Genomic DNA, 26,397 nt, shown 5'->3' on the forward strand with positions numbered 1-26,397 from the left:
CAGCCTTCCAGCACACCCCCGCCCTGGCCATCACCCTCACCATGCTCTTCGGAACCGCCGCCACCGTCTTCCTCATCCTGCTCCTGCGCCGCCAACCCACCACCCACCAAAAAACCCACCACCACACCCGCACCACCCGGCACGCCACCCGCACCAACCACGGACTCGAAGCCGCAGGCGCCACCATCATGGCCCTCATGTTCGCCACCATGACCACCTAACCCCCACCCCACAACGCCGCCCACCCAAAGGAATGGTTTAAACCATCCCGAATTAGCGTTTCCGGTTTTTCTCCATGGAAGGACGATGGATATGTGGCCCCTGGATCATCCGGAAGCCTCAAGCCACCCCGTCCCTCTTCTGGAAAGGCAGTCCAATGCAAACCTCAGATACATGCCTTGCTGCGTGGATGGGCCGGGAGGCCCTCGCCGAAGCCATGATTCCGGTGATAGGCCGGCTCTATCGCGAAAACAACGTGGTGACCAGCATCCACGGACGCAGCCTGGTCAACAAGTCCACCATGAGCATCCTCAAGGCACACCGCTTCGCCCGCCGGATCAGCAAGGAAGAGTTGCTGCTGGACGAGACGGCTCCCCTGCTGAACGCATTGGCCCAGCTGGAACTCGGCTCAGCGGCAATCGACATCGCCCGGCTTAATCAGAAGTTCAAGGAAAAGGGCAACGGTGCCAGCCTGGAGAACTTCCTCCGGCTGGAGCTGGCCTCAGTGGTAGGCATGCGCGGGAGCGGAGCCGGCGGCAGCACCGACGTCGTACTTTATGGCTTTGGCCGGATCGGCCGCCTGCTGACCCGCATCCTGGTGGAACAAGCCGGCGGTGGCCACGGGCTGCGACTTCGCGCAATTGTGGTCCGCAAGGGCGCGGATAACGACCTCACCAAGCGAGCCAGCCTGTTGCGCCGCGACTCAGTCCATGGATCCTTCGAAGGGTCCATCAAAGTGGACGCTGAGGCCACCACCATCACCGCGAACGGCGTTCGGATCCAGGTCATCTACTCCGATAACCCGGCCAGCATCGACTACACCGCGTACGGCATCAACAATGCCTTGGTGGTGGACAACACCGGCCGCTGGCGGGACGCAGAGGGCTTGTCCCAGCACCTCCGCAGCAACGGCGTGGCCCGGGTCCTGCTGACCGCTCCGGGCAAGGGAGACCTGAAGAACATCGTGCATGGCATTAACCACGGCGACATTTCGGATGACGACAGGATCGTCACGGCAGCCTCTTGCACAACGAACGCCATTACCCCGATCCTGCAGGCGATCAACGACAAATACGGTGTGATCCACGGCCACGTTGAAACAGTGCATTCATTCACCAACGACCAGAACCTCATCGATAACTTCCACAAGGGTGACCGCCGCGGCCGCTCTGCCGCGCTCAACATGGTGATCACCGAGACCGGCGCCGCCAAGGCAGTGGCCAAAGCCTTGCCTGAACTGCAGGGAAAGCTCACCGGTAGCTCCATTCGGGTCCCCACCCCGGACGTTTCCATGGCCATCCTGAACCTGAACCTGGAACGCGGCACAACCAAGGATGAGGTCAACACCTACCTGCGCGAGATGGCACTGCACTCGGACCTGCGGCAGCAGATCGATTACATGGATTCACCCGAGGTGGTGTCCACCGATTTCGTGGGCTCCCGCCACACGGGAATCGTTGACGGCCTGGCCACCATTTCCAACGACAAGAACCTGGTTCTGTACGTCTGGTACGACAACGAGTTCGGCTACAGCTGCCAGGTGGTCCGTGTCATGGAAGAGATGGCCGGCGTGAACCGGCCGTCCTTCCCGGCAGCAAATGTGGTGGAAGAAGCCATGTCGGTGCTTGCCGCCGTGGGCTCCTGACACCCACTCCACGTCCTAACAAAGCGAGTCGAAGCATGAAAATTGGGATCCTTACCAGTGGTGGCGATTGCCCCGGGTTGAATGCCGTCATCCGCGGCGCGGTACTGAAAGGCATCGCTCTCCAAGGACATGAATTCGTGGGATTCCGGGACGGTTGGCGTGGGGTTGTGCAGGGTGACGTTGTGGATATCCCCCGCTCCCTGGTCCGGGGTATCGCCAAGCAAGGCGGTACCATACTTGGCACCTCGCGCACCAACCCCTTTGAGAATGGTGGCGGACCGGACGTCATCAAGGACCATTTGCAGCGCTTGGGCATTGACGCGATCATCGCGATCGGCGGCGAAGGCACCCTCGCCGCAGCCAAGCGCCTCACTGATGCAGGGCTCAGGATTGTCGGCGTGCCCAAGACTGTGGACAACGACTTGGACGCAACAGACTATAGTTTCGGCTTCGACACAGCCGTCCACATCGCTACAGAGGCCATCGACCGGCTCCGCACCACCGGCGAATCCCACCACCGCTGCATGATCGCCGAAGTGATGGGACGGCACGTCGGATGGATCGCGCTGCACGCCGGCATGGCCGCGGGCGCCCACGCGATCCTCATTCCGGAGCAGAAAGTCAGTGTGGAACGAATCGGCCAATGGGTGAAGGAGGCACACGCACGTGGCCGGGCACCGCTTGTTGTGGTGGCAGAAGGCTTCGTTCCGGAGCACATGGAATCACCACACTCCGAGCGGGGCCTGGACACTTTTGGCCGCCCCCGCATGGGTGGCATTGCAGACCAGCTGGCTCCGGAATTGGAAGCCCGGACCGGGATAGAAACCCGGACGACCATTCTGGGACACGTCCAGCGCGGAGGAGTGCCAACAGCCTATGACCGCGTGCTTGCCACACGCCTGGGCATGGCCGCTGTCCACTCGGTGGTGGAAGGGCGCTGGGGCAGCATGGTTGCACTCAAGGGGACGGACATTGAACAAGTGGACTTCCAGGCGGCGCTAGGCAAATTGAAGGTTGTTCCACAAAAACGCTATGAGGAAGCCGCGGTTCTGTTCGGCTGATCCACCGACTCAAGCCCTATGCTTCCTCTTCCCCCGTCACCGAGGACTCACGGATGATCAGCTTTGGGGCCAGGCTCACGCGGCGCAACGCAGGCGACACCGAAGAGCCCGTCTTCCCGGCCAGCCGCTCCATGCACATGGTGACCGCAGCGTAGCCGACGTCCCGTTTGGGCGGGGCGATGGAGGTTAGGGGCACAGGGGCGAGGTCGGCAACTTCGTCGTCGTAGGCAACGATTGCCAGGTCCTGCGGGACTTCGACGCCGGACTCCTCGGCAAGGTTGATCAGCGTGATGGCTTCTTCGTCAGGGAGCACCAAGACGGCATGGGTATCGGTTCGACGGCACTCATCCAGGAACTGCCCGAACTCCTTTTGGTTATTGCCGGCGCCCACAACGGAGCGCACGTATTCAAGGATGGGCGCGTCCGTTTCCAAACCCAGCTTGGCTATCATGCGGGCGTGGCTTTCAAGCAGCCACGGCGCCGTGGAACTGCTCGCGATGGCAAGCCCGATCCGACGGTGGCCCAGGGATGCCAGGTGCTCGATGGCAAGTTCGGCACCGTAGCTGTGATCTGACATCACCGATTCGAACACGCGGCTGGACCGCTCCACGAGCACCACAGGGATCCGCAGGCCGGACAGGAGTTCAAAGGTCGGAGAGCCGGGCTCAAGGGGCTCGGCAGTTGCCAGGAGCACCCCGTCCACGGAGTTGGCCACCATGCGTTGGAGTTGCTTGTATTCATCCTCGGTGGAGTAGTTGCTGACGCCAAGGATGAGCCTGGCATTCAACGCCCTGGCAGCCGCTTCGGCCCCGCGGATGATTTCAGGGAAGTAGTAGCCGGCCGTGGGAACAATGAGTCCCAGGGTTGCGAGCGGCTGGCGGGGCCTCCAGTGAACGGTCTCGCCAGGCCGCTCCACCACCATGCGGACCGCGCCACCGTGCACCCGCCGCAGAAGACCTTGGGCAGCGAGCTGGGTCAGGTCCCGGCGGATGGTCATGGTGGACTGGCCGCTCTTCTCGGCAAAGTCGTTCACGGTGAGGGTCCCGCGCAGCTCCAACTCACGGAGTATCTTTTCGTGGCGTTCCCCGCTGAGCATGCCAATCCTCTTCCGGAATCCCAATGTTCAAACAAGCATAAATGACCGATTACACCAACGTTGCGGGGCCTGCTCTGCGCGCCAAACACTTGCCAGAGTGCGCAAAGCAGGCCCCACAACGCGAGCTATTACCCCTGCGGGTGGTCGTCGATCCGCACGATGTTCCGCCCGCGCATGGTGTACAGGTAACCATCCTCGTCGTTGGTGATGTGCGAGCCGCTGTACCAGCCGCCGTCGATATCGGCCGCAACGGTGGCGAGCTCGAACGTCTTGGGATCGAAGCGGAAGACGTTGGTATCCGACACGCCGTAAACAGCGCCACGGTTGGTCACCATGGCAGCGAACCCGGTGCAAACCGTGCTGATGTCAGACTGGTGCACCACGGCGCGCGTGGGGAGGTCGATGACGAATAGCTTGCCCGTGCGGACGATGCCGTAGAGGAACCGACCCTGCACTGCCAGGGCGGAAATGCCGGCACCCAGTCCGGGGTCCAGCCGCCACAGTTCCTTGCCCTTGACCGGATCGAAGGCCACCACCGTGCCTGGCCCCTCCAAGCCGGGACGTCCGCCGCCGAGGTAAGCGACGCCGTCGCGCGCTGTGACGGCACGCACCAACTGCACCTTATCCACCGGGTTGAGGAAGAACCCGGACTTGCCGGTGGCGGGATCGTAGGTCCACAGCGAACCGCCGCCCTCGGTGTCCGCCTGCGCACAGACCAGGACGAGCTTGTTGACCTCATCCCAGTGGACGTCCAGCGGCCGGTTCTGTTCCGAGGAGAACTTGGCTACCTGGCTCATGGGCTTGCCGCTGCTGGGGTCGTAGCTCCAGATGCCCTGGGAGCTGTACTGGCCGGTGTAGAGGACGTTGTCCACCACAATGGCGTCCTTCGCTTCGCCGGGAACGGTCATGTTGGTGACCTGGCCGTTCTTCAGTGATCGGCGGGAGATAACGCCATTGCCGCCGACGTAAACCAGGCCTCCGCCAGCTGCCAGTCCCATGGCTTCCTGCGCGTCCGACGGCGCGCCGGCCTCGCCGAGGTCCGTGGTCTTGGTGGCCCCGGATGTGGGGTCGATCTCCGCGACAAAACCGAAAGCAGACGTCACCAGGAGCACGCCGTTCAGCGCATCCACGCCCCAGATTTCGCCCAGGAACGGGCCCTGGTACGGCACTGCTGAAACGGTGTTGGCAGAAAGCGAGTACGCCAAGAGGCCGGCTTCGTTCGCGAAGTAGACCTTGTCCCCTATCGCAGCGAAGTTCTTGGCCGTTTTGCCTTGGGAGAGAGCAGCGGCATACGACGTCGGGTTGGTGACACTCACCGCGGCGATCTTGGAGGTGGCCGTCGAGGCTGCCGAGCTCACCAAGAGCTTGTCGCCAACGATCGCGAGGTCCCGGATGCTGGGGTCCGCGACCATCTCGGCCGGCGTGACATTGGTGAAGGTCTTGGCGGCGTGGTTGTACGCGTACAGGCAGGCCCGGCTGGCGCTGCCTCCGCCACCCAGCGTGCTGCCTGCGCCGAAGAAAATGGTGGAGTCCGTTGCCGCAACTGCGCGGGCCAAGGTGGCCCCTGCGTCCGGAATGCCCAGATTGGAGACCAGCCCGGTTGCGGGGTCGTATTCCCACAGTGCCGGTGCCGTGCCGCTGCCACCGCCCACCGCGTAGAGGCGGCCGTTGGGTGCCACGCTCAGGTCGCGAACGTCGCGGTCACCGATCCGGCCGATCGCAGTGGCCTTGGTGCCCAGGTTGGACAGGTCCCAGCGGAACAGGTTCGGCTGGGGGCCGGTGGTGTTCTGCAGCACGCCGGCATAGAGGTAGCGGCCGGATGCGTCGGCGGCCATGGTCTGGATGGAGTAACCATTCCCAAGCTCAGTCACGCCGCTGACTTTGCCGCTGGGGACGTGGAAGGCCACGATGCGCACCGGGTCCAGGTTCCGGGAACCAATGTAGAGCGTCTCGCCCACCAGCAGCCCGCTCATCAGGGAGAACTGTACGACGCCGGGGCCCAGGTCCAGGATTTCCGTCGCCTTTGGCTTGGAGGCAAGAAAGGCGGACGCCGACGCCGGTTGGCCGGCTGCCAGCCCCATGGCCACGGCGAGCGACGCCGCTCCGCCGACCTGGAGGACTGCCCGCCTGCTGATGTTCGATTTCTCCATTGGAATCCCTGTTCTTAGGTAGTGGCTGTTCTGGGTGGTGCTCGTTGAGGGGTGTCCAGAATTCATAGCAGCCTCAAACAAACATCGTCCAGCATTCTTGTTCGTTCAAACACAAAATGCTGCTTTGGATCGGCCAGAATCAAGCCAGACCTTATCCCGTTCACTCGGTGTGATGTTTGAATTTGTTTGAAACGTTGAAGATGTTCGAACTTGCGGATTACATGGATTCATCGCCGTGTGGCCCCAACCACATGTCTTCCCTTCGCATCGCAAGTCTTCAAAGGAGAACACCATGAAGCGTCGTCACCTATTTGCAGGGATGGCCGGCCTGGCCGCCAGCACTCTCCTGCTCGCAGCCTGCGGAACCGGCACCGGCCCGGCCGCGGCTCCCACTCCCACGGAGGACCCCTCAGGCAGCATCACCTTCTGGTCCTCGCTGGCCGGAATGGACAAAGTGGCCGAAGCGTTCAACGCCAGCCAGGACAAGATCAAGGTCAGCTTCGAAACCATCCCCAACGGCGCAAACGGTGGCTACGCGAAGCTGTCCACCGCCATCACCGCAGGCAACGGCCCGGACGTAGCCACCATCGAGTACCCCCAGTTGCCGCAGTTCGTCAGCAACAGCCAGGTGATTCCGCTCGATGGCCTGATCAACAAGGCCGAAACCGTGGACAAACTCTCGGACGAGACCAAGGCCTTGGTCCAGTTCGGTGACAAGACCTACGCACTTCCGTACGACGCAGCCCCCATGCTCATGTGGTACCGCAAGGACATGCTGGCGAAGGCCGGCGTCGAGGTCCCCAAGACGTGGGACGAATTCGAGCAGGCCGGCAAGAAGCTCAAGGCCGTAGCGCCCGAGTCCTACCTCGCGAGCTTCAACCCCAACGAGGTAGCTGCGAGCGCCGGACTGGCCTGGCAGGCGGGTGCCAAGTGGTTCGGTACGGAAGGCGACAGCTGGAAGGTGGGCGTCAACGACGAGCCCACGCAGAAGGTCGCCTCCTACTGGCAGAAACTGATCGACCAGAAGATCGTCAAGGTCACCCAGGCTTACAGCGACGAATGGAGCCTGGACCTGGCCAACAGCACGGTGGTAGGCGTCCTGGGCGCGAACTGGAGCGCCACCGGCATCCAGAAGCGCACGGAAGCCAGCGGCCAGAAGGGCCAGTGGATCGCTGCCGAACTGCCTACGTGGGGTAACAAGTCCGGGGCGTTCTATGGCGGCTCCAGCTTCAACGTGACCAAGAGCAGCAAGAACCCTGCTGCCGCCGCTAAGTTCGTCGAGTTCCTCACCACCAACCAGGAAGCCATTAAGGCCCGGGGTAACACCGGTTCCGCGTTCCTTGCCTTCCCGGGCCTGACTCCCGTTGCACAGAAGGCCTACGATGCCAGCTACTTCGGCAATGACATCTACGAGGTCTTCAACAAGGCCTACGGCACCATCACCCCGGGCTGGCAATGGGGTCCCAACTGGGACATCACCAACACCGCCCTCAAGGACGCCTACGGAAAGCTGACCACCGGCGGCACCATCCATGACGCCGTCGAAACCGCCCAGGACGCCACCGTGGCCGGCCTGAAGCAGGCCGGCCTGTCCGTCACGGAGTAGCCGCCGCCGTCGAGTAGCTCCTTCCCGAGTCGCCACATAGGCAGGGGGCCTCTACGGAGGCCCCCTCCAAGCTAGGAGAATCCCATGGCCACCCAGGCCCTCACCACCACAGTGCGCCGCCGAGGCCGCGCACTGGCGGGAACCGGCGGACGGACTGCCGCGCTGTTCCTGGTCCCCTTTTTCGCAGTCTTCGCTCTAGCCATGATCGCTCCGGTGATTTACTCGCTGGTGCTCAGCTTTCACTCGCAGCAGAAGTCCGGCCTGGGTTTCGGCGAGGCCAAGACGGTGTTCGTCGGGCTCGAGAACTACGTGCAGGTCTTCCAGTCCGAAACGTTCGTGGAAGGCATCGCCCGGCTTGGGCTGTACTGCCTGATCTACATTCCGTGCATGGTGGGCGGCGCGGTGGTCTTTGCCCTCCTGCTTGATGCAACAGTGGCCAAGGCGCGCAAGCTTTTCCAACTTCTGGTGTTTCTTCCCCACGCTGTCCCGGGCGTCATTGCGGCGCTCATCTGGGCCTACCTCTACACCCCGGGTATCAGCCCCTTGGTCCAGGCTCTTCAGGGCGGCGGGATCCAGATCAACTTCCTGGATGCGCATATGGTGCTGCCGTCCATCGTGAACATCGGCGTGTGGGAGTGGACCGGCTACAACGTGATTATCCTGTTCACTGCTTTGCAGGCCGTTCCCCGGGAGATCCTGGAAGCCGCCCGCGTGGACGGTGCTGGTGAGATCCGTGCCGCCGTGAGCATCAAGTTCCCCCTCATCCTTCCGGCGCTGAGTGTCATCATGCTGTTCACCATCATCGGCACCCTGCAGTTGTTCACTGAGCCGTCCATCATCGCCAAGGCCACCGCTTCAGTCACCAGCACATGGGTTCCCAACCTGTGGGCCTATGACGCGGCCTTCATCCGCCATAACCTCAATCAGGCCGCGGCCGCCTCCATCATCATTGCCGGGCTGGCAGCAATCCTGTCACTGGCCGTCACCCGCCTCAGCTCCAGGATGAACAAATCATGAGCACCTCAACACTTTCCCGCCCGCGAAGCAGCACTCCATCGAAGCAAGCTCCCCACCGCACGCGTTCCAACCGCGGCAGTTCCAACCGCGGAGGGTTCGCCAGCAAACTCACGGTCAACGGGCTCCTCATTATTGGCTCCGCGTACATGGTGGTTCCGGTACTTTGGCTGGTGTTCGCTTCCACCAAGAATGCGGCAGACCTGTACGGCACCAGCGCCTATGCGTTGGGGAACTTCTCCCTGTTGGAGAACATTGCGGCGGTGGCAAACCAGGACGGCGGCCTCTTCTTCCGCTGGCTGGGCAACTCCGTGATGTATGCCGGCGTGGGGGCTGTCCTCGGCAGCCTGATTTCGGTCATGGCCGGCTATGCGTTCGACAAATTCCAGTTCCGTTGGAAGGACTCGCTCTTCGGTTTCGTGTTGGTGGGCGTCCTGATTCCGAACACGGCCACGGTGCTGCCAATGTACCTTCTGGCCTCCCTGGTGGGCATGACCAACACCATCTGGGCGGTCCTCATCCCCGTGCTCTGCAACCCGTTTGGCGTGTATCTGGCCAGGGTTTACTCCGCGAGCTATGTTCCGGCTGAAACGCTGGAAGCCGCACGCATGGATGGCGCCGGACCCATCAGGTCCTTCTTCTCGCTGGGCTTGCCCATGATGATGCCGGGATACATCACCATCGCCCTCTTCCAGTTCGTCGGTGTCTGGAACAACTTCATGCTGCCGCTGGTGATGCTCCAGGACCAGAAACTCCTGCCCGTCAGCGTGGGCATCTCCATCTGGCAGGGCTACTCGGTCCCGCAACCTGAATTCACGCCGATGGTCATCACGGGATCGCTGCTCTCCATCCTTCCGCTGCTGGTTGCCTTCATCTTGCTGCAGCGCTTCTGGAAGTCCGGCCTCACCGCAGGGAGCGTCAAATGACCACCGCCAAACCGAACGTCGCGCTGGCCATGGGTCCCGGCGTCGTAAACCGGGTCTTTCCGCCCCGCAGGCTGGACTCCTTGGCACCTGGGATGCGGTTGCTCAGCACGGAGCCCATGGAGGACTTCACGTCTCCCCGCTCGCTGGAACTACTTGCCGAGACGGACATCCTCATTACAGGGTGGGGCTGCCCGCGGCTCGATGCGTCCGCCTTGGCCGCGGCCCCGCGCCTGACCCACGTCCTGCACGCCGGCGGCACGGTCAAGCACCACGTGGGAGACGAATGCTGGGAAAGGGGCATAGAGATCAGCACGGCTGCAGATGCCAACTCCATCCCCGTGGCCGAATACACGGTGGCGATGATCCTGCTGGCCAACAAGCGGGTCCTGCAGATCGCCCGGAAGCTGCACACTGAGAAAACCGAAATCGAGCCCGATCAGGTGTTCCCGGACATGGGCAACTTCGGCAAGCGCGTGGGCATCATCGGAGCCTCGAGGATCGGCAGGCACGTCATCCGCCTCCTGGCGCCCTACGACGTGCAGGTAGTGGTCTCGGATCCTTACCTGTCCGCCGCTGAGGCTGCTGTTCTCGGCGTCGAACCCGTCACCTTGGACGAGCTCGTGGCGAGCAGCGATGTAGTGTCCCTCCACGCGCCGTCGCTCCCATCCACCCGCAACATGCTCCACGAAGGGCTGGTCGCCAGCTTCAAACCCGGGGCCACGTTCATCAACACTTCGCGCGGCGAACTGGTGGACCAGGACGCGCTGCTGGCCCGTGTGGAACAGGGCGATCTTTACGCGATCCTGGACGTCACCACGCCGTGGCTTCTCCCGGCCGAATCCGGGTTCTACACCCATCCGAACGTGCTGCTTACGCCGCATTTGGCCGGATCACTGGGGACTGAGCTCGAGCGGATGGCCGTCAGCACCATCGAGGAAGCCCTGCGGATCTCCCGCGGCGAACCACTCCTCCACAAGCTCCACCCGCAGGACCTGGCTTTCACTGCCTAGCCTGGCACGGAAGGGCGGGGACTTAACGCGACTCTGCTGGCATACTCAATCCCAACGCACCACCGTCCGATTGACCATCCCTGGGTCGACTCAAACTACGGGGGCATGAGTGGAACGTGCGCAGGATCAAGCAGGGGCAGCCATCCGGCTGAAGGGCTTGTCGGTTCAAGGGCTGAGCACGGCTGACGTTGCTGAGCGGGTGGCCGCGGGACAAACCAACGCGTTCGTCCAGGACACCAGCCGCAGCGTATGGAGCATCGTGCGCGCCAACGTGCTCACCCTGTTCAATGGCATCATCCTTGCCTGCTTCATCGTCCTTTTCGCGATCGGCCGCTGGCAGGATGCTTTGTTCGGCTTCAGCGCCATCGCGAATGCGGTCATCGGCAGCGTCCAGGAATACCGGGCGAAGCGCGCTTTGGACCGCCTGGCGCTGCTGAACGCACCGCATGCCCGGGTGCTGCGAGAGGGTTCAGAGGCTGAGATTTCCCTGGACGATGTGGTGCTGGACGACAGGCTGGTCCTGCGGGCAGGCGATCAAGTGCCCGCAGACGGGCTGGTAGCCGGATCACGGGGCCTCCAAGTGGACGAGTCCATGTTGACCGGCGAATCCGATGCCGTGGAAAAGAGTGAGGGCGACCGCGTGCTCTCCGGTTCCGTAGTGGTTGCCGGCGAAGGCACAGCCGTGGTGGACCGGGTGGGTGCAGATTCCTTTGCGAACTCGCTCGCTGCCGAAGCCAAGCGATTTTCCCTGGTTGCCTCCGAACTCCGGTCCTCGATCGACCGGGTACTGAAATGGGTCACCTGGTTCGTGGGTCCAGTGGCGTTGTTGGTTTTGAACGCGCAGATGATTGCCCAAGGCGGGTGGGCTGGAGCCACCGCAAGTGGAGCGTGGCGCGACGCAGCCACCGCAACCATTGCCTCCGTCGTCGCCATGGTCCCGCTGGGGCTGGTGCTCATGACCAGCATTACCTTCGCTGTGGGGGCGGTGAAACTGGCTCGCCAGCAAGTGCTGGTGCAGGAGTTGCCGGCTGTGGAAGGCCTGGCGCGGGTAGACATCATCTGCCTGGACAAAACCGGCACCCTCACCCAAGGCGACATCGTTTTCGATGCTGCGCATCCCTTGACCGCCCGTCCAGGGTGGGAGTCCGTGCTCGCCTGGTACGGTGCGCAGAAGGATGCCAACGCAACAGCCCGCAGCCTCGCGGGGCATTTCGATGAGCCGCCCGGCTTCCCGCTTGATCGCGTGCCCTTCTCCTCAGCCCGCAAATGGAGCGCGGTGGTTTTCGACGACGGGATGTGGATCCTGGGCGGCCCTGAAATGGTGTTCCCTGTACGAAATTCCACCGATCCCGTTCTTCAACAGCTCGCCATCCAGGCTGCAGAATTGGCGACAACCGGCCGGCGCACGCTGGTCCTTGCCCACGGGACACCCACTGACGACGAAACCGTTCCGGCAGACGCTGTCCCGGTGGTGCTCCTGACGTTCAAGGAGAACATCCGTCCAGATGCTGCCGAGACACTCACCTACTTCGCCGCGCAGGATGTGGAGGTCCGGATCATTTCAGGTGACAACCCACAAACGGTGGCCGCGATCGCCCGCGAAGTCGGCCTGAATGCCCCGCAGGGCTTTGATGCCCGCGAGTTGCCGGACAATGACCAGGAATTCCTGGACGTCATCAACAACAACATGGTGTTTGGCCGTGTGACGCCTGACCAGAAGAAGCGAATCGTGGTGGCCTTGAAAGCTGCCGGCCGCACAGTGGCCATGACCGGAGACGGCGTGAACGATGCCTTGGCCATCAAGGAAGCCGACATCGGCGTAGCCATGAATTCCGGCGCCGCCGCAACCAAGGCGGTAGCCCGGCTGGTGCTCCTGGACGGGAAGTTCTCCCACCTGCCCAGCGTGGTGGCGGAGGGACGCCAAGTGATCGCCAACATTGAGCGCGTCTCAATGCTCTTCCTCACCAAGACTGCCTACGCCACTTTCCTCGCCATCTCGTTCGGCATCCTCCTGCTGCCGTTTCCCTTCCTTCCCCGTCAGCTGAGTGTGACCGACGGCCTGACCATCGGCATTCCCGCGTTCTTCCTGGCTTTGCTGCCCAACGCCCAGCGCTACATCCCGGGTTTCCTTCGGCGCTCACTCACGTTCGCTGTGCCAGCCGGGGTGTCCGTGACGCTGGGGCTTGCCGCGTACGCACGTCTCGCCGCGAACCTGCAGATACCCGAAGCCGAGATCAGGACCGGGTCCACGTTGATCCTGGCGATCATCGGCATCTGGATCCTGGTGGTGCTCTCGCGCCCGGTTACCCGTTTCAAGGGGCTGGTCATCGGGGCCATGATGGTGGGGCTGGTCCTGGTCTATTCCGTGCCGATCGCCCGTGAATTCCTGCAATTTACCGATCCGACTCTCCCCACAGCGCTGCTGGTCCTGGGAACCTCGGTGGCCTGCATCGCACTGATCGAGATCGTGCGCTTCGTTCACCGCCGCGTCGCCTACCGGGATGCCCAGGATGCCCTGCATCACCGGGTCTCGAAGTAGCGGCGTCCCCGTCCGATCCACAACGGCACCACCACGGCCACCGTGGCCAGGAATTGCGAGATCACGGCGGACCAATCTCCATCAGCAGCAATTATCAGGTCCAGCACGGCAAGAACCAGCCCCAGCAGCATCACAGCTGTTGCACCACGCCGGGCGCCCTCGCTTCCCCGCGCCACCCCGGAGGCCAGCCCGATCACCAGCAGGCCGAACAAGATCATGCCGGCTCCAAGCAAAGTAATGGGCAGGGCAATGCCGCCGGCCTGGGCCTCCGGTGTGTAGCGCAGGAAAATCGTCAGGATCCCCAGAATGATTTGCGCGATGCCACCGATGTACATGAGCACCACCGAGAAAGTCACAGCGCCAGGCCGTTTAGGGCTCTCCCCCGTCGTCATGAACTGAGCATAGACGAGCCCTCCTGCAGGCCGGCACGGATTCAGCCCGGAACGTGGTGAGACCCCCGCTGCCTTGGCCACGGCATTCGCCAGCTGCGCGCAGTACAGCATGGCTATTTCACTCCGCGGCCCATCGGAGTACCGCTATACCTATCGGCCGGCATAGCACGCACTCAATCGAATGGAGATACCCCTGAAACCCCAGTGACTACGGGCAACCGCGGGAGTAACCTATTCCCAGTTGCATTTATGGATCACTCCAGCTGGGGTTCTGCCGTGGGCTATGTGCGTTCGTCGCTGTTCGACCTTCTTGGGGTACTTTCCGACGCCGTCGCTCCCCAGCGCGTCAGGTTCGACGACGGCTCGCCCACCGCCGGGGTTCCGCCACCCGACGCTCCGGTCACGGTTCACTCCGTCACCCTCAACCGTGTGGGAAGGTCGCGGCGCGACGGCCCGGTCCTGGACCTCGAGCTCAGGGTAGCGGTGGAATGCCACGGGCCCGAGCAACTCGACAATATGGAGCACTTATTGCTGGCCGTGGAACGCCACAGCCAGTACTCCGTGGTATCCACCGGCGAATTCCGGCCCGAGGAATACTCCGGCGCCATCCGGCAAGGACTGGGATTCCTGGTCCGCATTCCCGTGGCCCTTCGCTTCGAAGAACCCTCCGGACCTCCCGTCCGTGAGCCACTCATTGCCAAGACCGGCGTTGCCCGCCGCATCCACGGACGCTTGGTGGATGCCCACAACAAAGGCATCCCCGATGCCTACATCCACGCCCATTCGTCCGCCACGGCCGTTGTCAGCGATGCGACCGGCCACTTTGAGGTCCTGGCCTCGGCGGACGAACTCCAGCATTTTGCCGTAGCTGTCCGCGGCACTGAACGGGAAGTTTCTGCCAGCACCAGCAGCCTCCCGGTCATCATTCGGTGGACCTAAGCACCCGCTGACGCGGGCAGGAAAGGGAGCGCACCATGGCGAACTATCAGGCGCCAGGCGTTTATGTACAGGAAGTGCCCAGCGGCGCGCGCGCCATTGGGCAGGTCAACACGAGCATCGCCGGTTTCGTCGGCCTCGCGCCGGACGGGGAGGCCCTCGTCGACGAGCTCCGCGTGCTGGATAACTGGACCCAGTTCGTGGACCAATACGTCGGCAACGCGACGGCGGGAACGCCCCTCTCAAACGCTGTTTACGGCTTCTTCTCGAACGGAGGGAGCCGTTGTTACGTGGTGAACATCGGTCCCAACGGCAGTCTCACAGGCACGGCCAAGAAGCCTACCGGGCTCACGCTGTTCGAGGCCGTGGACGATATCTCCATGGTGGCTGCGCCCGGCTTTGCGACCGCCGAAGCTTACGCCGCACTGCAGGCCCATGTTGAGCATCCGCTCCGCCAGGACCGCATGGCGATCCTGGACACTCTGGAGAAAGTGGACGACGTCGGGGCGCTCACCCGGGCAGCAACGTCGGGCGTTCCGGACAGTGCTGCGTCTTCAGAAGAAAGCGGTACGACGGCGGACGCTGACTCGGGCGGGGACCATGGCGAAGCCGGGGACTCACCAGCGGAAACGGACGACGCCGACGACAACCCGCCGTCGTTGCCCTCCGCATCGGCGTCCGCCGACGCACCCGACTGGCCGGACTCTACCCGCCCCGCAGCGGTGGCCTCCGCTGACCCGAGTACGGAAGCCGACGAAGAGCAGGACCTCGGCGCCCCGCAGTCCCCCGGCGGTTACACGGCGCTGTATTTCCCGTGGATCGTGGTGATCGATCCCGTGTCCGGCAAGAAGGTGACCCAACCGCCGTCGGGCCATATTGCAGGGGTGTGGGCCCGCGTTGACGCGACGCGAGGCGTTCACAAGGCGCCCGCCAACGAACCCATCCAAGGCGCGATCGACCTCGTCCGGCGCGTGAGCCGCGGCGAGCAGGAGGTCCTGAACCCGGCCGGCGTGAACTGCATCCGCTACTTCCCGGGCGAGGGCATCCGGATTTGGGGTGCGCGGACCAAGGCCCCCGAGGCGAGCGAATACCGGTACGTGAACGTCCGGCGGCTGACCAACATGATCAAGGAATCGGTGGCGGATGGAACGCGCTGGGTGGTCTTTGAACCCAACGACCACACACTGTGGAAGTCCATCCGCCGTGACATCGGCGCGTTCCTGACCAATGTGTGGCGGGACGGCGCCCTGCTGGGGACTACTCCTCAACAGGCGTTCTTCGTCAAATGCGACGAAGAAACCAACCCGCCCGAGGTCCGCGACGCCGGGCAAGTGGTCACGCTGATCGGTATCGCCCCCGTGAAACCGGCAGAATTCGTGATCTTCAAGCTCATGCAATCGGCGGACAACACCAGCGAGACAGAAAGCGCAGGAGCCTGACATGACAACCCAGCCAACACCTGCAGCCCAACCGGGCAACGTGGTTGACCCGTACAGGGCGTACAACTTCAAACTCGTGATCCAAGGCGTGGTCCAGGGGCATTTCACCAAAGTGGAAGGACTCGGCCTGAAGATCGACCGCATCCTCTACCGCTCCGGCGGCGAAAACAGCACCGTGCGCGTCATCCCCGGCCAGGTGGAATACACACCCGTGACCTTGAAATACGGGCTCACGGACTCCACCGAAATGCTCCAATGGCTATTCAAGGCAGTGGACGGCAAAGTCGAGCGCCGCAACGTCTCCATCGCCATGCTCAACGACGCCGGATCCGTGGAAGTCCGGCGCTGGAACCTCTTGGGAGCCTGGCCGTGCGACTGGTTCGGCGCACCCCTTGACGCTCTTGGCAAGGACCTCGCCATCGAATCCCTCAGCATCGCGTACGACCGCTTGGAGCTCGACGATGCCCGCGCTCCCGTCGCCTGATCCGGGGTCATCCTGGCGGCGCGCGGCTGCCCGGCGGCTGCGGGATGTGGCTGCTTGGCTGGACGGGGCCGAGTGGCTGCCGGCGGGCCGGGATGGTGGTGCACATTCCGGGGCGTCGGTCCTGGGCGCGCCGGATTGGGTGCCTGACCCGGCGGGCGCTGGTGCGCCGGCGTCGTCGCCTGGCTCGTCGTCGCCTGGCTCGTCGTCGCCTGGCTCGTCGTCGCCTGGCTCGTCGTCGTCTGGCTCGTCGTCGTCGCCCGACTCGTCGTCGGTGCGCGGCCTGAACACGGAAGGTGCACCCGAGCATTGGGTCCAGTTGCTGCGCGACGCCGGGCTGGCCCCTCCCGTTGCGGGGCCCACTCTGCGCGCTTCCACGCCATCTTGGGGCGCACACCAGGCCTCACACGTCGGATCGCCCACATCGCCGCCCGTTGTGGGGCCCGCTCTGCGCCTCTGGACTCGGTTCAGGGGCGCAAAGGTGGCCTCACAACGCGTTGCCCAAGGCGCAACCCCCGAGTCCGGCCCGCGCCTGGCCCACGGGTCTTTAGCGTCCTCAAGCACTCAATTCCCCGAATCACCCTCCGTTGCGGGGCCGGCTCTGCGCGCTTCACAGCAAGACAGGAACGCAGAGCAGGCCCCACAACGCACGCCTGCCCTGCCGCTCCGGCCCGACCGGTCGGGAACACCCCCCGTTGCGGGGCCCGATGTGCGCGCTTCAGAGCAAGACAGGAACGCAGAGCAGGCCCCACAACGCACGCCTGCCCTGCGGCTCCGGCCCGACCGGTCGGGAACACCCCCCGTTGCGGGGCCCGATGTGCGCGCTTCACAGCAAGACAGGAACGCAGAACAGGCCCCACAACGCACGCCTGCCCTGCAGCTCCGGCCCGACCGATCGGGAACACCCCCCGTTGCGGGGCCCGATGTGCGCGCTTCAGAGCAAGACAGGGGCGCAGAGCAGGCCCCACAACACAAACCCACCCCCGTTGCGGGGCCCGATGTGCGCGCTTCAGAGCAAGATAGGGGCGCAGAGCGGGCCCCACAACGTGTCCCCCACGAGGCAGTTGAACTCAATGGTCGCCCCAGCATTGAAGCGCAGGGCCACCCGAGCAGCACCCAACCCCACACACCCGCGCCGCCGCTCACCGGCAACTGGCCGGAACTCACGCCTCGGACGATGCCAACGCAACAGCAGTTACCAACCAGACCCGTAACTGAGGCCATCAACCGCCAAGCCCGACTGCACGACGAACAGTTGGCGGTCTGACATGGAACGCGTCGCCTTCCTGATCGAGGACACCGGGGAACACCTCGGCTGCCTCCTGAACCCCGAAACCGTGGTGATGCAGCGCTCGGCCGGAGTGGAGCCCCGGAGAAGTGCGGGCGGCAAACTGAGCGGCAGCGGCCTGGCAGACGATCCCCTGCTGTTCACAGGCGGCGGCCACACGGAGCTGCGGCTGGATCTGTTGTTCGACGTCGACCTCGCGCCGGCGTCGCTCCATGTCCAGGACGTTAGGCAAATGACCCGGCCGATCTGGGCTCTGGCAGAAAACAGTGCGGAGGTGGAGCGGCAGCGCCGGCCGCCGTCGGTCAGGTTTGTCTGGGGCCGGGCGTGGAACGTGCCGGGCATCGTGACCGAAGTGGCGGAGCGCTTCGATCGTTTCGCGCCGGACGGTTCGCCGCTCAGGTCCTGGATGCGGATGGTCTTCGTGCGCGTGGGCCAGTCTGCCGACGAGGAAGGCGGCGAGAATTACGAGCTCGCGCTGCGGCTGCCTCCGGTCGACCTGACGGCGCCGCCCGTAGACACGCTGGCGGTCACCGGCGACGGAAGTACGGACCGGGACGCAACCACGCCCGACGGCGGTGAGCTGTTTCCCGAGGTACCCCCTGCTGAGCTGGGGCGACTGTCCGTGGAGGCCTTCGGGACACCGTTGCTGTGGAAGCTGCTCCTGGAGTACAACAACATCGACGACCCCGCGCATTTCAGCGGACCGCTCGCCGTCCCGCCTGTAGGCGAGACGCCATGAGACGGAACACCCTGAGACGGAACACCATGAGACGGAACACAGCGAGGGCAACGCCATGAGGCAACTCCAGGGCCTTCCCGAACTCATCGTCACACTCGGCCGGAGCAGACTGTCCACGGCAGAAACGGCGGCGATCGTTTCCGTCCAGGTACTCAGTTCCCTGGCACGCCCGGCGCAGTGCCTCATCAGCTGGCGGCCGGGCCCCGGACGCACAGCGGCAGCGAGGGGTGGCGTGGATCCCGCGCCCGGGGATCCCCTCAGGGTGGAGCTCGGCGGCCAACGGACTCCGCTCTTCGTGGGCGAGGTGACGGTGGTGGAGTACAGCTACGGGGCAGACCTGGGTCAGGAAATCCGCATCCGCGCCTATGACGCCCTGCACCGACTGCGGAAGCGGCAGTTCACCAGGCTCCACAGCGACGTGACCCTCGCAGGGCTCGCAAGGAATCTCTGCGAAGGCACCGGGCTGGATGTGGTGGGCGGCGGCGAACGGCTGGGCGAGGTGTACCAATGTGCCCGTTCCGACCTCAGCCTGCTGGTGGAGCAGAGCGCCCGCGTGGGCGCCTACCCCGTGGTTCATGACGGCGCTTTGAGACTCACCGGACTCGACGGCGAAGGCGAACCTTTGGAGCTCACGCTTGGGGCGTCCCTTCATTCAGCGGAGATCGAGCTCAGCCAGGAACCGGCGTATGCGGGCGCCAAAACCAACGGCTGGCGTGCCGAGGATGCTTCCATCCACCATGCCGGGACATCAAGCAGCGATGCCAAAGCCCACGTCGCGGCCGATCCTGCCTTGGCCAGCGTGGGCGCAGGGGGTGACCTCCGGAGGGACAACGAGGTTCTGGACTCCACGGCGCTCGCGGACGGATTGGCCAAGGCCGAGCTGGACACCAAGGTGGCCGGCCAGGTCACGGGCGTCTTCGTCGCGGAAGGCAATCCCCGGCTGCGCGCAGGAGGAAGGGTGCGCATCAAGGGGGTGGCCCCGTCCGTCGAGGGAACGTACCTGATCGCGAGCGCCGCGCATCGTCTGGACGGAACCGGCTACGAGACCACCCTGACCACGCGGCCGCCCAGCCCCGTCCCTGAACGACGACCGGACGTCTTTACGCTCGGGGTCGTCACTGACGTAGACGATCCCGATGCCCGCGGCCGTGCACAGGTGAGGCTCCCCGCTTACCCCGATCTCCAAACAGCGTGGGCTCCTGTAGTGACTGCGGGCGCAGGTCCGGGCAAAGGACTGGTGGTCCCGCCGGCTCCCGGGGACAACGTGCTGGTTCTCCTCCCTGCCACTGATCCGGCCCATGCCGTCATCCTGGGCGGCCTGTACGGCAGCGAACAGACGCCGGACAGCCAGGTCCGCAGTGACAGGAACAGCCGCTACACCTTCCGCAGTGCGGATGGTCAACAGATAGTGCTCGACAGCGGCGCCCGCACCGTCAGCTTCACGGATGGCCATGGCTCCTCTGTTGAGCTGGGGCCTGACAAGCTCCGCATCACTGCCGCCACGGATCTGGTCCTCGAGGCTCCAGGCAAAGCCATGAAGATCCGTGCCAAATCCGTCGACTTCGAGGAGGCCTGAAATGGGGGCTCAGACGCCATGAGGATCCTGGTCAAGGAAGCGATCCTGCGGTGCGGGCACGACGGCAAGGTGGAGAACGTGCCGTCGCAGGAATGGGTGCGCGTCCACGAGTCCCCCATCCTTGTGGATAACGATCCCCAAGGCCGGGACATCAGTATGTGCCCCCATATCGGCATCAACATCAAACCCTGCAACAAGACGATGCCGGTGACCAAGGGCTATTCAACGTTCATCTCCATCGGCGGCAAGGCGGTGTGTCTGGACACGGTGGAGGGCTTCACTGACGGTACGCCTCCGGGCGCGGTCAAGTACAACGTCCGCCGCCCGGGGCAAACGTTCGTGGGTGCCGGGTCATGAGCAAGGGACTGACATGAGCACCCCGCGCTACAAGTCCGTGGCGTTCATCCACCCGGATTTCGACGCCAGCGCTGGAATCCCCGGGCTGCGGATCACGCCGTCCGGCAGGCTCGCCACGGTGACGGATGCGGCCTCGGTCCGCCAGGCACTTCTTCTGTTGCTGAGCACCAGGCCCGGCGAGCGCGTGAACCGTCCGACGTACGGTTGCCACCTGTTTCGGCTCGCGTTTGCCCCGGCCGACGACACCACCGCCGGTCTTGCGATTCACTATGTTGCAAGGGCCGTGGAGCAGTGGGAACGCCGCATCACGGTCTTATCCTTGGATGCCTCGAGATCTCCTGCGGACCCCGAAGTGCTGGAGGTCCGGTTGAAGTACCGCGTCCGCACGACCCAACTTGAGGACGAGATTGCCATCGCCCTGCCTGTGGAATCCGGAGGCACAGCATGAGTATCCCCGTGCCCAATCTGGACGACCGCAGCTTCGCGGACCTTGTGGCCGGTGCGCGCGAACGCATCCAGCAGATCGCTCCGGAGTGGACCGACCTCTCCGTCCACGACCCCGGCATCACCATCATCGAGGCCTTCGCCTACCTCACGGACACGCTCATGTACCGGCTCAACCGTGTGCCGGACAAGCTCTACGCCGTCTACTTGAACCTCCTGGGCACCTCGCTCTACCCGCCGAGCACGGCCGAAACCATGCTTGAATTCAGCCGCGCCTCAGCGGGTGATCAGGAAATCCGTATCCCCCGGGGCACCCAGGTCAGCTGCCCACCCGGTGTGCCAGGCTCGCCCCAGCCGGTCTTTACGACGACGGCGGCAGCCACTTTGGCGTCCGGCAAGGCCACCGTGGTGGTCCCGGCAGCCGATGTCACCTTGTACGACGCCGTGCCGATCGGTTCGGGCACCGGCAGGCCCGGCCAAAGCTTTGTGATCCCCAACGCCCCGATCGTCTCGGGCGCTGGCTTGGCAATCGCCGTCGAGGTTCCGGCGGGGACGCGGTTAAGCAGTGGCGAGGCTGTGCTGGTGGACGGCAAGCCGTTCCGGTATTGCAAGGAAGTGGAGGCGTTTGCCGACGCTCGGCCCGGGGAGATGCCGGTGCGCATTGACCGGAGTGCCGGCGTCGCGATGTTCGCCTGGTGGGACGAAGAGTCCGCAGGGCGGACGGAGACCGGGCAAGAGCCGCTGGTTCCGGGCCCGGGCGCAGAGGTCCGCGCCTGGTATCGGAGTGGCGGTGGCGCGGCCGGCAATGTCGGCGCGGGCCAGCTGACGGTGCTGCGCACGCCCGTTCCTGGTGCCAAGGTGACCAATCCGGAGCCCGCAACCGGTGGCCGGGACGGCGAATCCTTGGACAACGCACTCAGGCGCGCGCCGCAGGATTTCCAGGCCCGCGATCGTGCTGTCACCGTTCGCGACTATGAGGTCCTGGCCCGGCGGCACGGCGGCGTTGCCCGTGCCAGGGCCTTCACCCGCAAGGACCTGTGGGCCTTTGCCCGGCCTGGCGAGGTGGAGGTAGTTCTGGTGCCCTTCGTTCCAGGGGCGCGAGCGGGTTCGGAGCAGCCGCTGAGGGCGGCCGAACTCGAATCGCATGCACGGGACGAAGTGCGGCTTGAGGTGGAACAATATCTTCGCAGGCGGTCCACGGTAGGCGCCGAGCCTGTAGTGCGCTGGGGCCTCTACAAGCAGGTGCTGGTGGACGCGCGGATCGTTGTTCGTCCCGATGAGGATGCCGAGGCCGTGAAGTCCCGGATCGTGGGCCGTCTGTCTGAAGGCATCAGCCCCCTGAGCTCGGATGCGTCCTCCTATGGTTCAGGCTTCGGCAGGCCGCTGCGCGTCTCCAACCTGTACCGCGCCATGGAGGAAGCCGAGCCGGGCGTGCAGTATGTGGACCGCGTCAGGCTGGAAGTGGACAAGGTTCCTGACACGGATGCCATGGCTTTGGTGCAAGCCGAGGGCCAGGACAACACATGGTTCGTAGCCCAGGACGGCATGCTGTTCCGCACCACGAATGCCGCCGATGGGTGGGAAGCCTGCGCGGAGTTTGGCAACGACGCCGACCGTGACGGTAGTGCCGGCGAGGGCGAGGTCGGTGACGAGACGGTTCGCTCGATCGCCCCCTTCCGTTCCCCCGCACCAGGCCGTGTTGGCCCGGAAGGCCACCCCGGCATGGTTGCCGTCAGCACGGTCACGCCCACGGGTTCCCGCATTTACATCAGCGAGGACCTCGGCGAATCGTGGCGGAAGGCAGCCGAGTTGGGATTCGTCGTCGCCGACTTGTGTTGGGTGGACCGCCAAGGAGAGCCGCTTTTGCTGTTGGCCGGCGAGCGCGGACTGTACGAACTTCCCGTCAGCACAGGTGCCATTCCCGTCCAGAACGTGGTGGATACGAGCCAGCCTGACCGCGGCTTCTACGCCGTGGATGCCCTGGTGGATATCCGCGGCCGGACTGGGGTTGTGGTGGCGGCCGAAGCGTCCGCTGGCGTCTGGCTTTCTCCCGACGCCGGGACCGCCGGCAGTTTCAAGCAGGTTAAAGCGGCCGGCGAGGACATCCGCTGCCTGACGGTCCAGTACGACGGCGGTGCGAGCTATGTGTGGCTCGGCCGCGCCGTGCCTGAGGGCACCGGGACGGGATGCCTGCGGCTGAAGATCGACGAACTGGCGCGCACGCAATTCGATGCTGCCCTGATGAATTCATGGGAGCAGTTCAGTGCGGGGTGGACCGGCGGCAGTTGCTGGGGCGTGCACGTCATGGGCAACGCCGCTTACGCCGCTACCCAGAGTGGGGGCGTGCTGCGGCTCCAACTGGGCCAGGCGTCGGCCCAATGGAGCGTGCCCGACGTGAACTGCAACCTTCCCTTGCGCGACCGGACCCGGTTCGAACCGGTCAAATCCGTGTCCGGGGCAATCCTCCCCGGTGGGAAAGCTTTGGTGCTGGCCGCGGGTCCCAAAGGCGTGTACCGCAGCACTGACAACGCCGTGAAATGGGAAAGCTGCACGCGGCGGGTGGTGGACGATGTTGTGACCCTGCCCGATACCTGGCTGTTCTGCTCCGGCGACCACAGGATCGAGGTGGTCCACGGCAATGGCTGACGTGTTCAGGCCCACGGAGTCCAAGCTGCTCAGGGTCCTGCCCGAGGTGTTCCAGGTGGCCGCGGATACGAGTGCTCCGATGCAGGCTCTGCTCGCCGTGGCCGAGGATCTGCACCGGCCCGTCCGGCACGTCTTGGACCGCATCCATACCGTGCCCGATCCGGGGCGCGCGCCGTCGTCGTTGATTCCTTTCCTGTCCCGCTGGGTGGATCTGGACTGGCTGACCATGCCCGGCGCCGGCGAGGCGGGCACCGGTTCTGCCGCGGTTCCCGTCAGCCGGCAGCGGGACCTGATCGCCGCCGCCGCGCAGTTGTCCGCCCGCCGTGGCACCGTGGACGGGCTCACCCGCTTCCTGCACCTCGCCACGGGAGTGTCTGGTTTCGACGTCGAATCCGTCCCGGGTGCCTTCCACATCAGGGTGCTTGTCCCGGCTGAAGCAGCCGGGCAGTTGGAGTTGGTCCGGCGGATCGTCAACGGCGTGAAACCGGCGCACGTGACTGATGAGATCGCCCTGCGGACGGAGTCAGCGACGAACGGTGCCAAGGATGAATAAGGAGAACCGCACGCCCATCATCGTGGTGATCGCCTGTGGAGTGATCGCAGTGCTGATCCTTGTGTTCGGGGTGAGCTGCGGAGGCGGGAATGACGACGCCGCAGCCGACTGGCAGGGCGGATTCTCCGATGCCGCAAAGGGTGGGAAGCTCACGGCGGCGGACCTGTCCGTGCAAGGCGGCTCGTGCTCTGCCTCGAACACCCAACTGGTGGTGGCCGGTGCGTGCGTGTTCGAAGTGAAGGAATTCGGTGGCGGACTGTTTGACTTCGGACCGCCCACCAAGCGGGCAAGGCTGGCCCCGCTGCAGGCAGTGACCGTGGCCCTTTTGGTGGAGGGTACGCGGACGGAACAGGAGTCCGGCCCGGGGAAGAGCGTGGACCTGACCTTCGGAACGTCCGGCGGCCAGTTGGTCATTACGTGCCGGGCGATAGGAAACTGCGTGCTGCAGCTTCAGGAAGCCGGGGGCTGAGATGACCAGTATTACCCTGACTCTGAGCTCACCCACGGTGGAACTCAAGGATGGCAAAGGTTCCCTGACGGCCTCGGCTTCCAACACGGGTACCCAGCCGCTGCGTGTGGTGCTGGGCGCATTCCCTGTGGGCGAGTCAGGCGGGCCAACGTATGCCGGGATCCAGAATCCGCTCCGGACCATCGGCCCGGGCGCCACTGAACAATACCTCGTCAGCTTCGACACCACGGGGGCTGCAGTGGGCAGCTACCAGGTCAAGCTCATCGCCTACTCCGCGGATGACGCCCCCGAGGACTACGCGGACCAAGCCCACATAGTCACTTTGGTGGTCACAGCTACCCCGGTACCGGTGACGCCGCCAGCCCGGCCCTTCCCTTGGCTGTGGGTCATCATCGGCGCCGTGGTGCTGGTGGCGGTCGCAGCAACGCTGTGGTTCCTGCTGCGACCCGGCGGCGTGCCCAACGTTGAAGGCCGGCCGGAAGCAGAAGCACGGCAAGTGCTCCTTGATGCCGGCTACGCAATCGCCAGCACCAACGTGCAGAGCGACTCTGCGCCGGGAACCGTCGTCCGCCAAGACCCCAGAGGCGGAAGCCAGACAGACAAGGGATCCATCGTCACCATCGAAATCTCCGCACCGGATACCGTCACCGTGCCCAACGTGGTGGGGCTTCAGCAACAGGAAGCCACCCAACGCCTGGAACGGGCCGGCCTCACCGTCAGCATCAACATCGTGTCCAGCTCAGCCCCCGCAGGAACCGTCCTGGTGCAAAACCCCGCAGAAGGGACCCAGGTTCCGCCCGGTACCAACGTCAACATCCACATCGCCGCGATCATAGGACTAGTTGTGCCATGACAACCATCACCATGACCCTGAGCTCGTACGACGTCGAACTGAAGGACGGGAAGGGATCCATCACGGCCTCAGTCACCAACGGCTCCACGGAACCAGAGCGCGTGGTGCTGGGCGCCTTCCCCGGGCAGGTGACCAATCCGCCGTCGAGCACGTACACCACTATCCCCAACCCGCTGCGGGTCATCGCCGCAGGGGCCACCGAGCAGTACGTTGTCCAGTTCGACACCGCGGGGGCCGCCGAAGGCAGCTACCCGGTGAAGCTGATCGCCTACTCCGCCGACGACGCCCCCGAGGACTACGCCGACCAAGCCAAGGTGGTCACGCTGGTGGTGCCCAAACCGGCAGAAAAGCCAAAGCCGACCCCGGGGTTCCCGTGGCTGTGGGTGATCATCGGCGGCGTGGTGCTGCTGGCTGTGATCGGCGTGATCCTGTTCTTCCTGTTCAAGGACGCCAACGTTCCGGACGTGAAAACCAAGCCGCAAGCCGAAGCCGTGCAGATCATCACCGACGCCGGGTTCAAGGCCGCCACCAGTCAGGTCGAGAGCGCCTCACCCGAGGGCACCGTGGTGAACCAAAGCCCCGCCGGCGGCGAAAAGGTGGGCCGCGGCAGCACTGTGAACCTCGAAATCGCGGTGCCGGTCAGGGCCACAGTTCCGGCCGTCCTCGGATCCAGGATCGAGGACGCCAAGGCAGCATTCCTCGCCGCCAAACTGCAGCTCGACTTCACCCAGGGCTCCACGTGCACCTCTTCGGCGTTTGAGCCGCTCTTCCGACCCTGCGTTGTGGTGGGAGTGAATCCTGATGTCGGCAGCAAGGTCAACGTCAACGCGCTTGTCCTGGTGCGAGCCGAGCCGCGCTTTGGCCCGATCATTGACCCTCCGTTCAACATGTGCAAGGTCAATCCCGAGCTGTGCGTCATCAAACTGAACCCGTGATGCCGGTTTGTCCCGCAAGGCCC

23 protein-coding genes are annotated in these 26,397 nt (G+C 64.5%); 20 read left to right on the forward strand and 3 right to left on the reverse strand.

The window, feature by feature from the left end:
- From ACIQC5_RS18865 to ACIQC5_RS18875, 3 genes are all read left to right on the forward strand, one after another.
- Positions 1-221: hypothetical protein (locus ACIQC5_RS18865; RefSeq protein WP_400285847.1), on the forward strand; the 221-nt coding region annotated here is incomplete at its 5' end.
- A 155-nt stretch (positions 222-376) separates the two neighbouring features.
- The gene (locus ACIQC5_RS18870; RefSeq protein ID WP_400285850.1) at positions 377-1,864 is read left to right on the forward strand and encodes a glyceraldehyde-3-phosphate dehydrogenase; all 1,488 of its coding nucleotides are present in this window, start codon (positions 377-379) and stop codon (positions 1,862-1,864) included.
- A 35-nt stretch (positions 1,865-1,899) separates the two neighbouring features.
- Complete coding sequence (locus ACIQC5_RS18875; RefSeq protein WP_400285853.1) at positions 1,900-2,925, forward strand: ATP-dependent 6-phosphofructokinase; 1,026 nt, start codon at positions 1,900-1,902, stop codon at positions 2,923-2,925.
- Between the two features lie 16 nt (positions 2,926-2,941).
- Here the strand turns inward: ACIQC5_RS18875 and ACIQC5_RS18880 are convergent, their stop codons facing one another.
- The gene (locus tag ACIQC5_RS18880) at positions 2,942-4,021 is read right to left on the reverse strand and encodes a substrate-binding domain-containing protein (RefSeq protein ID WP_400285855.1); all 1,080 of its coding nucleotides are present in this window, start codon (positions 4,019-4,021) and stop codon (positions 2,942-2,944) included.
- Between the two features lie 128 nt (positions 4,022-4,149).
- Positions 4,150-6,171 (reverse strand): PQQ-binding-like beta-propeller repeat protein, encoded by a 2,022-nt coding sequence (locus ACIQC5_RS18885; RefSeq protein WP_400285858.1) that lies wholly within the window; start codon positions 6,169-6,171, stop codon positions 4,150-4,152.
- Between the two features lie 292 nt (positions 6,172-6,463).
- On the opposite strand from ACIQC5_RS18885, the gene ACIQC5_RS18890 reads away from it, so the two are divergent.
- From ACIQC5_RS18890 to ACIQC5_RS18910, 5 genes are all read left to right on the forward strand, one after another.
- The gene (locus ACIQC5_RS18890; protein WP_400285860.1) at positions 6,464-7,777 is read left to right on the forward strand and encodes an ABC transporter substrate-binding protein; all 1,314 of its coding nucleotides are present in this window, start codon (positions 6,464-6,466) and stop codon (positions 7,775-7,777) included.
- Positions 7,778-7,861: 84 nt separating this feature from the next.
- On the forward strand, positions 7,862-8,794 hold the full coding sequence (locus ACIQC5_RS18895) for a carbohydrate ABC transporter permease (protein WP_400285863.1): 933 nt from the start codon (positions 7,862-7,864) through the stop codon (positions 8,792-8,794).
- On the forward strand, positions 8,791-9,717 hold the full coding sequence (locus ACIQC5_RS18900) for a carbohydrate ABC transporter permease (RefSeq protein ID WP_400285865.1): 927 nt from the start codon (positions 8,791-8,793) through the stop codon (positions 9,715-9,717). The genes ACIQC5_RS18895 and ACIQC5_RS18900 overlap by 4 nt, the downstream gene beginning before the upstream one ends.
- Positions 9,714-10,727 (forward strand): hydroxyacid dehydrogenase, encoded by a 1,014-nt coding sequence (locus ACIQC5_RS18905; protein ID WP_400285867.1) that lies wholly within the window; start codon positions 9,714-9,716, stop codon positions 10,725-10,727. The genes ACIQC5_RS18900 and ACIQC5_RS18905 overlap by 4 nt, the downstream gene beginning before the upstream one ends.
- A 109-nt stretch (positions 10,728-10,836) precedes the next feature.
- Positions 10,837-13,266 carry an HAD-IC family P-type ATPase gene (locus ACIQC5_RS18910; protein ID WP_400285869.1) on the forward strand — a complete coding sequence of 810 codons (2,430 nt, stop codon included), beginning with the start codon at positions 10,837-10,839 and terminating at the stop codon, positions 13,264-13,266.
- Here the strand turns inward: ACIQC5_RS18910 and ACIQC5_RS18915 are convergent.
- Positions 13,248-13,658 (reverse strand): hypothetical protein, encoded by a 411-nt coding sequence (locus ACIQC5_RS18915; RefSeq protein ID WP_400285872.1) that lies wholly within the window; start codon positions 13,656-13,658, stop codon positions 13,248-13,250. The genes ACIQC5_RS18910 and ACIQC5_RS18915 overlap by 19 nt on opposite strands.
- Positions 13,659-13,907: 249 nt before the next feature.
- Here ACIQC5_RS18915 and ACIQC5_RS18920 point away from each other — a divergent pair, with 249 nt between their 5' ends.
- The 12 genes from ACIQC5_RS18920 to ACIQC5_RS18975 all read left to right on the forward strand — a co-directional run bounded on the left by ACIQC5_RS18920 (position 13,908) and on the right by ACIQC5_RS18975 (position 26,374).
- Positions 13,908-14,597, forward strand: coding sequence for a hypothetical protein (locus ACIQC5_RS18920; RefSeq protein ID WP_400285874.1), 690 nt, complete (start codon positions 13,908-13,910; stop codon positions 14,595-14,597).
- Between the two features lie 35 nt (positions 14,598-14,632).
- Positions 14,633-16,033, forward strand: coding sequence for a phage tail sheath subtilisin-like domain-containing protein (locus ACIQC5_RS18925; protein ID WP_400285877.1), 1,401 nt, complete (start codon positions 14,633-14,635; stop codon positions 16,031-16,033).
- A gap of 1 nt (position 16,034) precedes the next feature.
- Positions 16,035-16,517, forward strand: coding sequence for a phage tail protein (locus ACIQC5_RS18930; RefSeq protein WP_400285879.1), 483 nt, complete (start codon positions 16,035-16,037; stop codon positions 16,515-16,517).
- 1,265 nt (positions 16,518-17,782) lie between these two features.
- Positions 17,783-18,541 carry a hypothetical protein gene (locus tag ACIQC5_RS18935; RefSeq protein ID WP_400285882.1) on the forward strand — a complete coding sequence of 253 codons (759 nt, stop codon included), beginning with the start codon at positions 17,783-17,785 and terminating at the stop codon, positions 18,539-18,541.
- A 55-nt stretch (positions 18,542-18,596) separates the two neighbouring features.
- A complete protein-coding gene (locus ACIQC5_RS18940; protein ID WP_400285885.1) occupies positions 18,597-20,117 on the forward strand; it encodes a phage baseplate assembly protein V in 1,521 nt (506 codons plus the stop codon).
- Positions 20,118-20,135: 18 nt separating this feature from the next.
- Complete coding sequence (locus ACIQC5_RS18945; protein ID WP_400285887.1) at positions 20,136-20,474, forward strand: hypothetical protein; 339 nt, start codon at positions 20,136-20,138, stop codon at positions 20,472-20,474.
- Between the two features lie 13 nt (positions 20,475-20,487).
- Complete coding sequence (locus tag ACIQC5_RS18950; RefSeq protein WP_400285890.1) at positions 20,488-20,922, forward strand: GPW/gp25 family protein; 435 nt, start codon at positions 20,488-20,490, stop codon at positions 20,920-20,922.
- Positions 20,919-23,564, forward strand: a complete 2,646-nt coding sequence (locus tag ACIQC5_RS18955) for a putative baseplate assembly protein (RefSeq protein WP_400285893.1) — start codon at positions 20,919-20,921, stop codon at positions 23,562-23,564. Before ACIQC5_RS18950 ends, ACIQC5_RS18955 begins: the two co-directional genes overlap by 4 nt.
- Positions 23,557-24,117: a phage tail protein gene (locus tag ACIQC5_RS18960; protein WP_400285895.1), complete on the forward strand. Its 561-nt coding sequence runs from the start codon at positions 23,557-23,559 to the stop codon at positions 24,115-24,117. The genes ACIQC5_RS18955 and ACIQC5_RS18960 overlap by 8 nt, the downstream gene beginning before the upstream one ends.
- Complete coding sequence (locus tag ACIQC5_RS18965) at positions 24,110-24,586, forward strand: hypothetical protein (RefSeq protein ID WP_400285898.1); 477 nt, start codon at positions 24,110-24,112, stop codon at positions 24,584-24,586. The genes ACIQC5_RS18960 and ACIQC5_RS18965 overlap by 8 nt, the downstream gene beginning before the upstream one ends.
- Position 24,587: 1 nt before the next feature.
- Positions 24,588-25,439, forward strand: a complete 852-nt coding sequence (locus tag ACIQC5_RS18970; protein WP_400285901.1) for a PASTA domain-containing protein — start codon at positions 24,588-24,590, stop codon at positions 25,437-25,439.
- Positions 25,436-26,374 carry a PASTA domain-containing protein gene (locus tag ACIQC5_RS18975; RefSeq protein WP_400285903.1) on the forward strand — a complete coding sequence of 313 codons (939 nt, stop codon included), beginning with the start codon at positions 25,436-25,438 and terminating at the stop codon, positions 26,372-26,374. The genes ACIQC5_RS18970 and ACIQC5_RS18975 overlap by 4 nt, the downstream gene beginning before the upstream one ends.
- Positions 26,375-26,397 lie beyond the last annotated feature (23 nt).

Source organism: Paenarthrobacter sp. NPDC092416, assembly GCF_044755025.1.
In the GTDB taxonomy this organism is placed as follows: Bacteria; Actinomycetota; Actinomycetes; order Actinomycetales; family Micrococcaceae; genus Arthrobacter.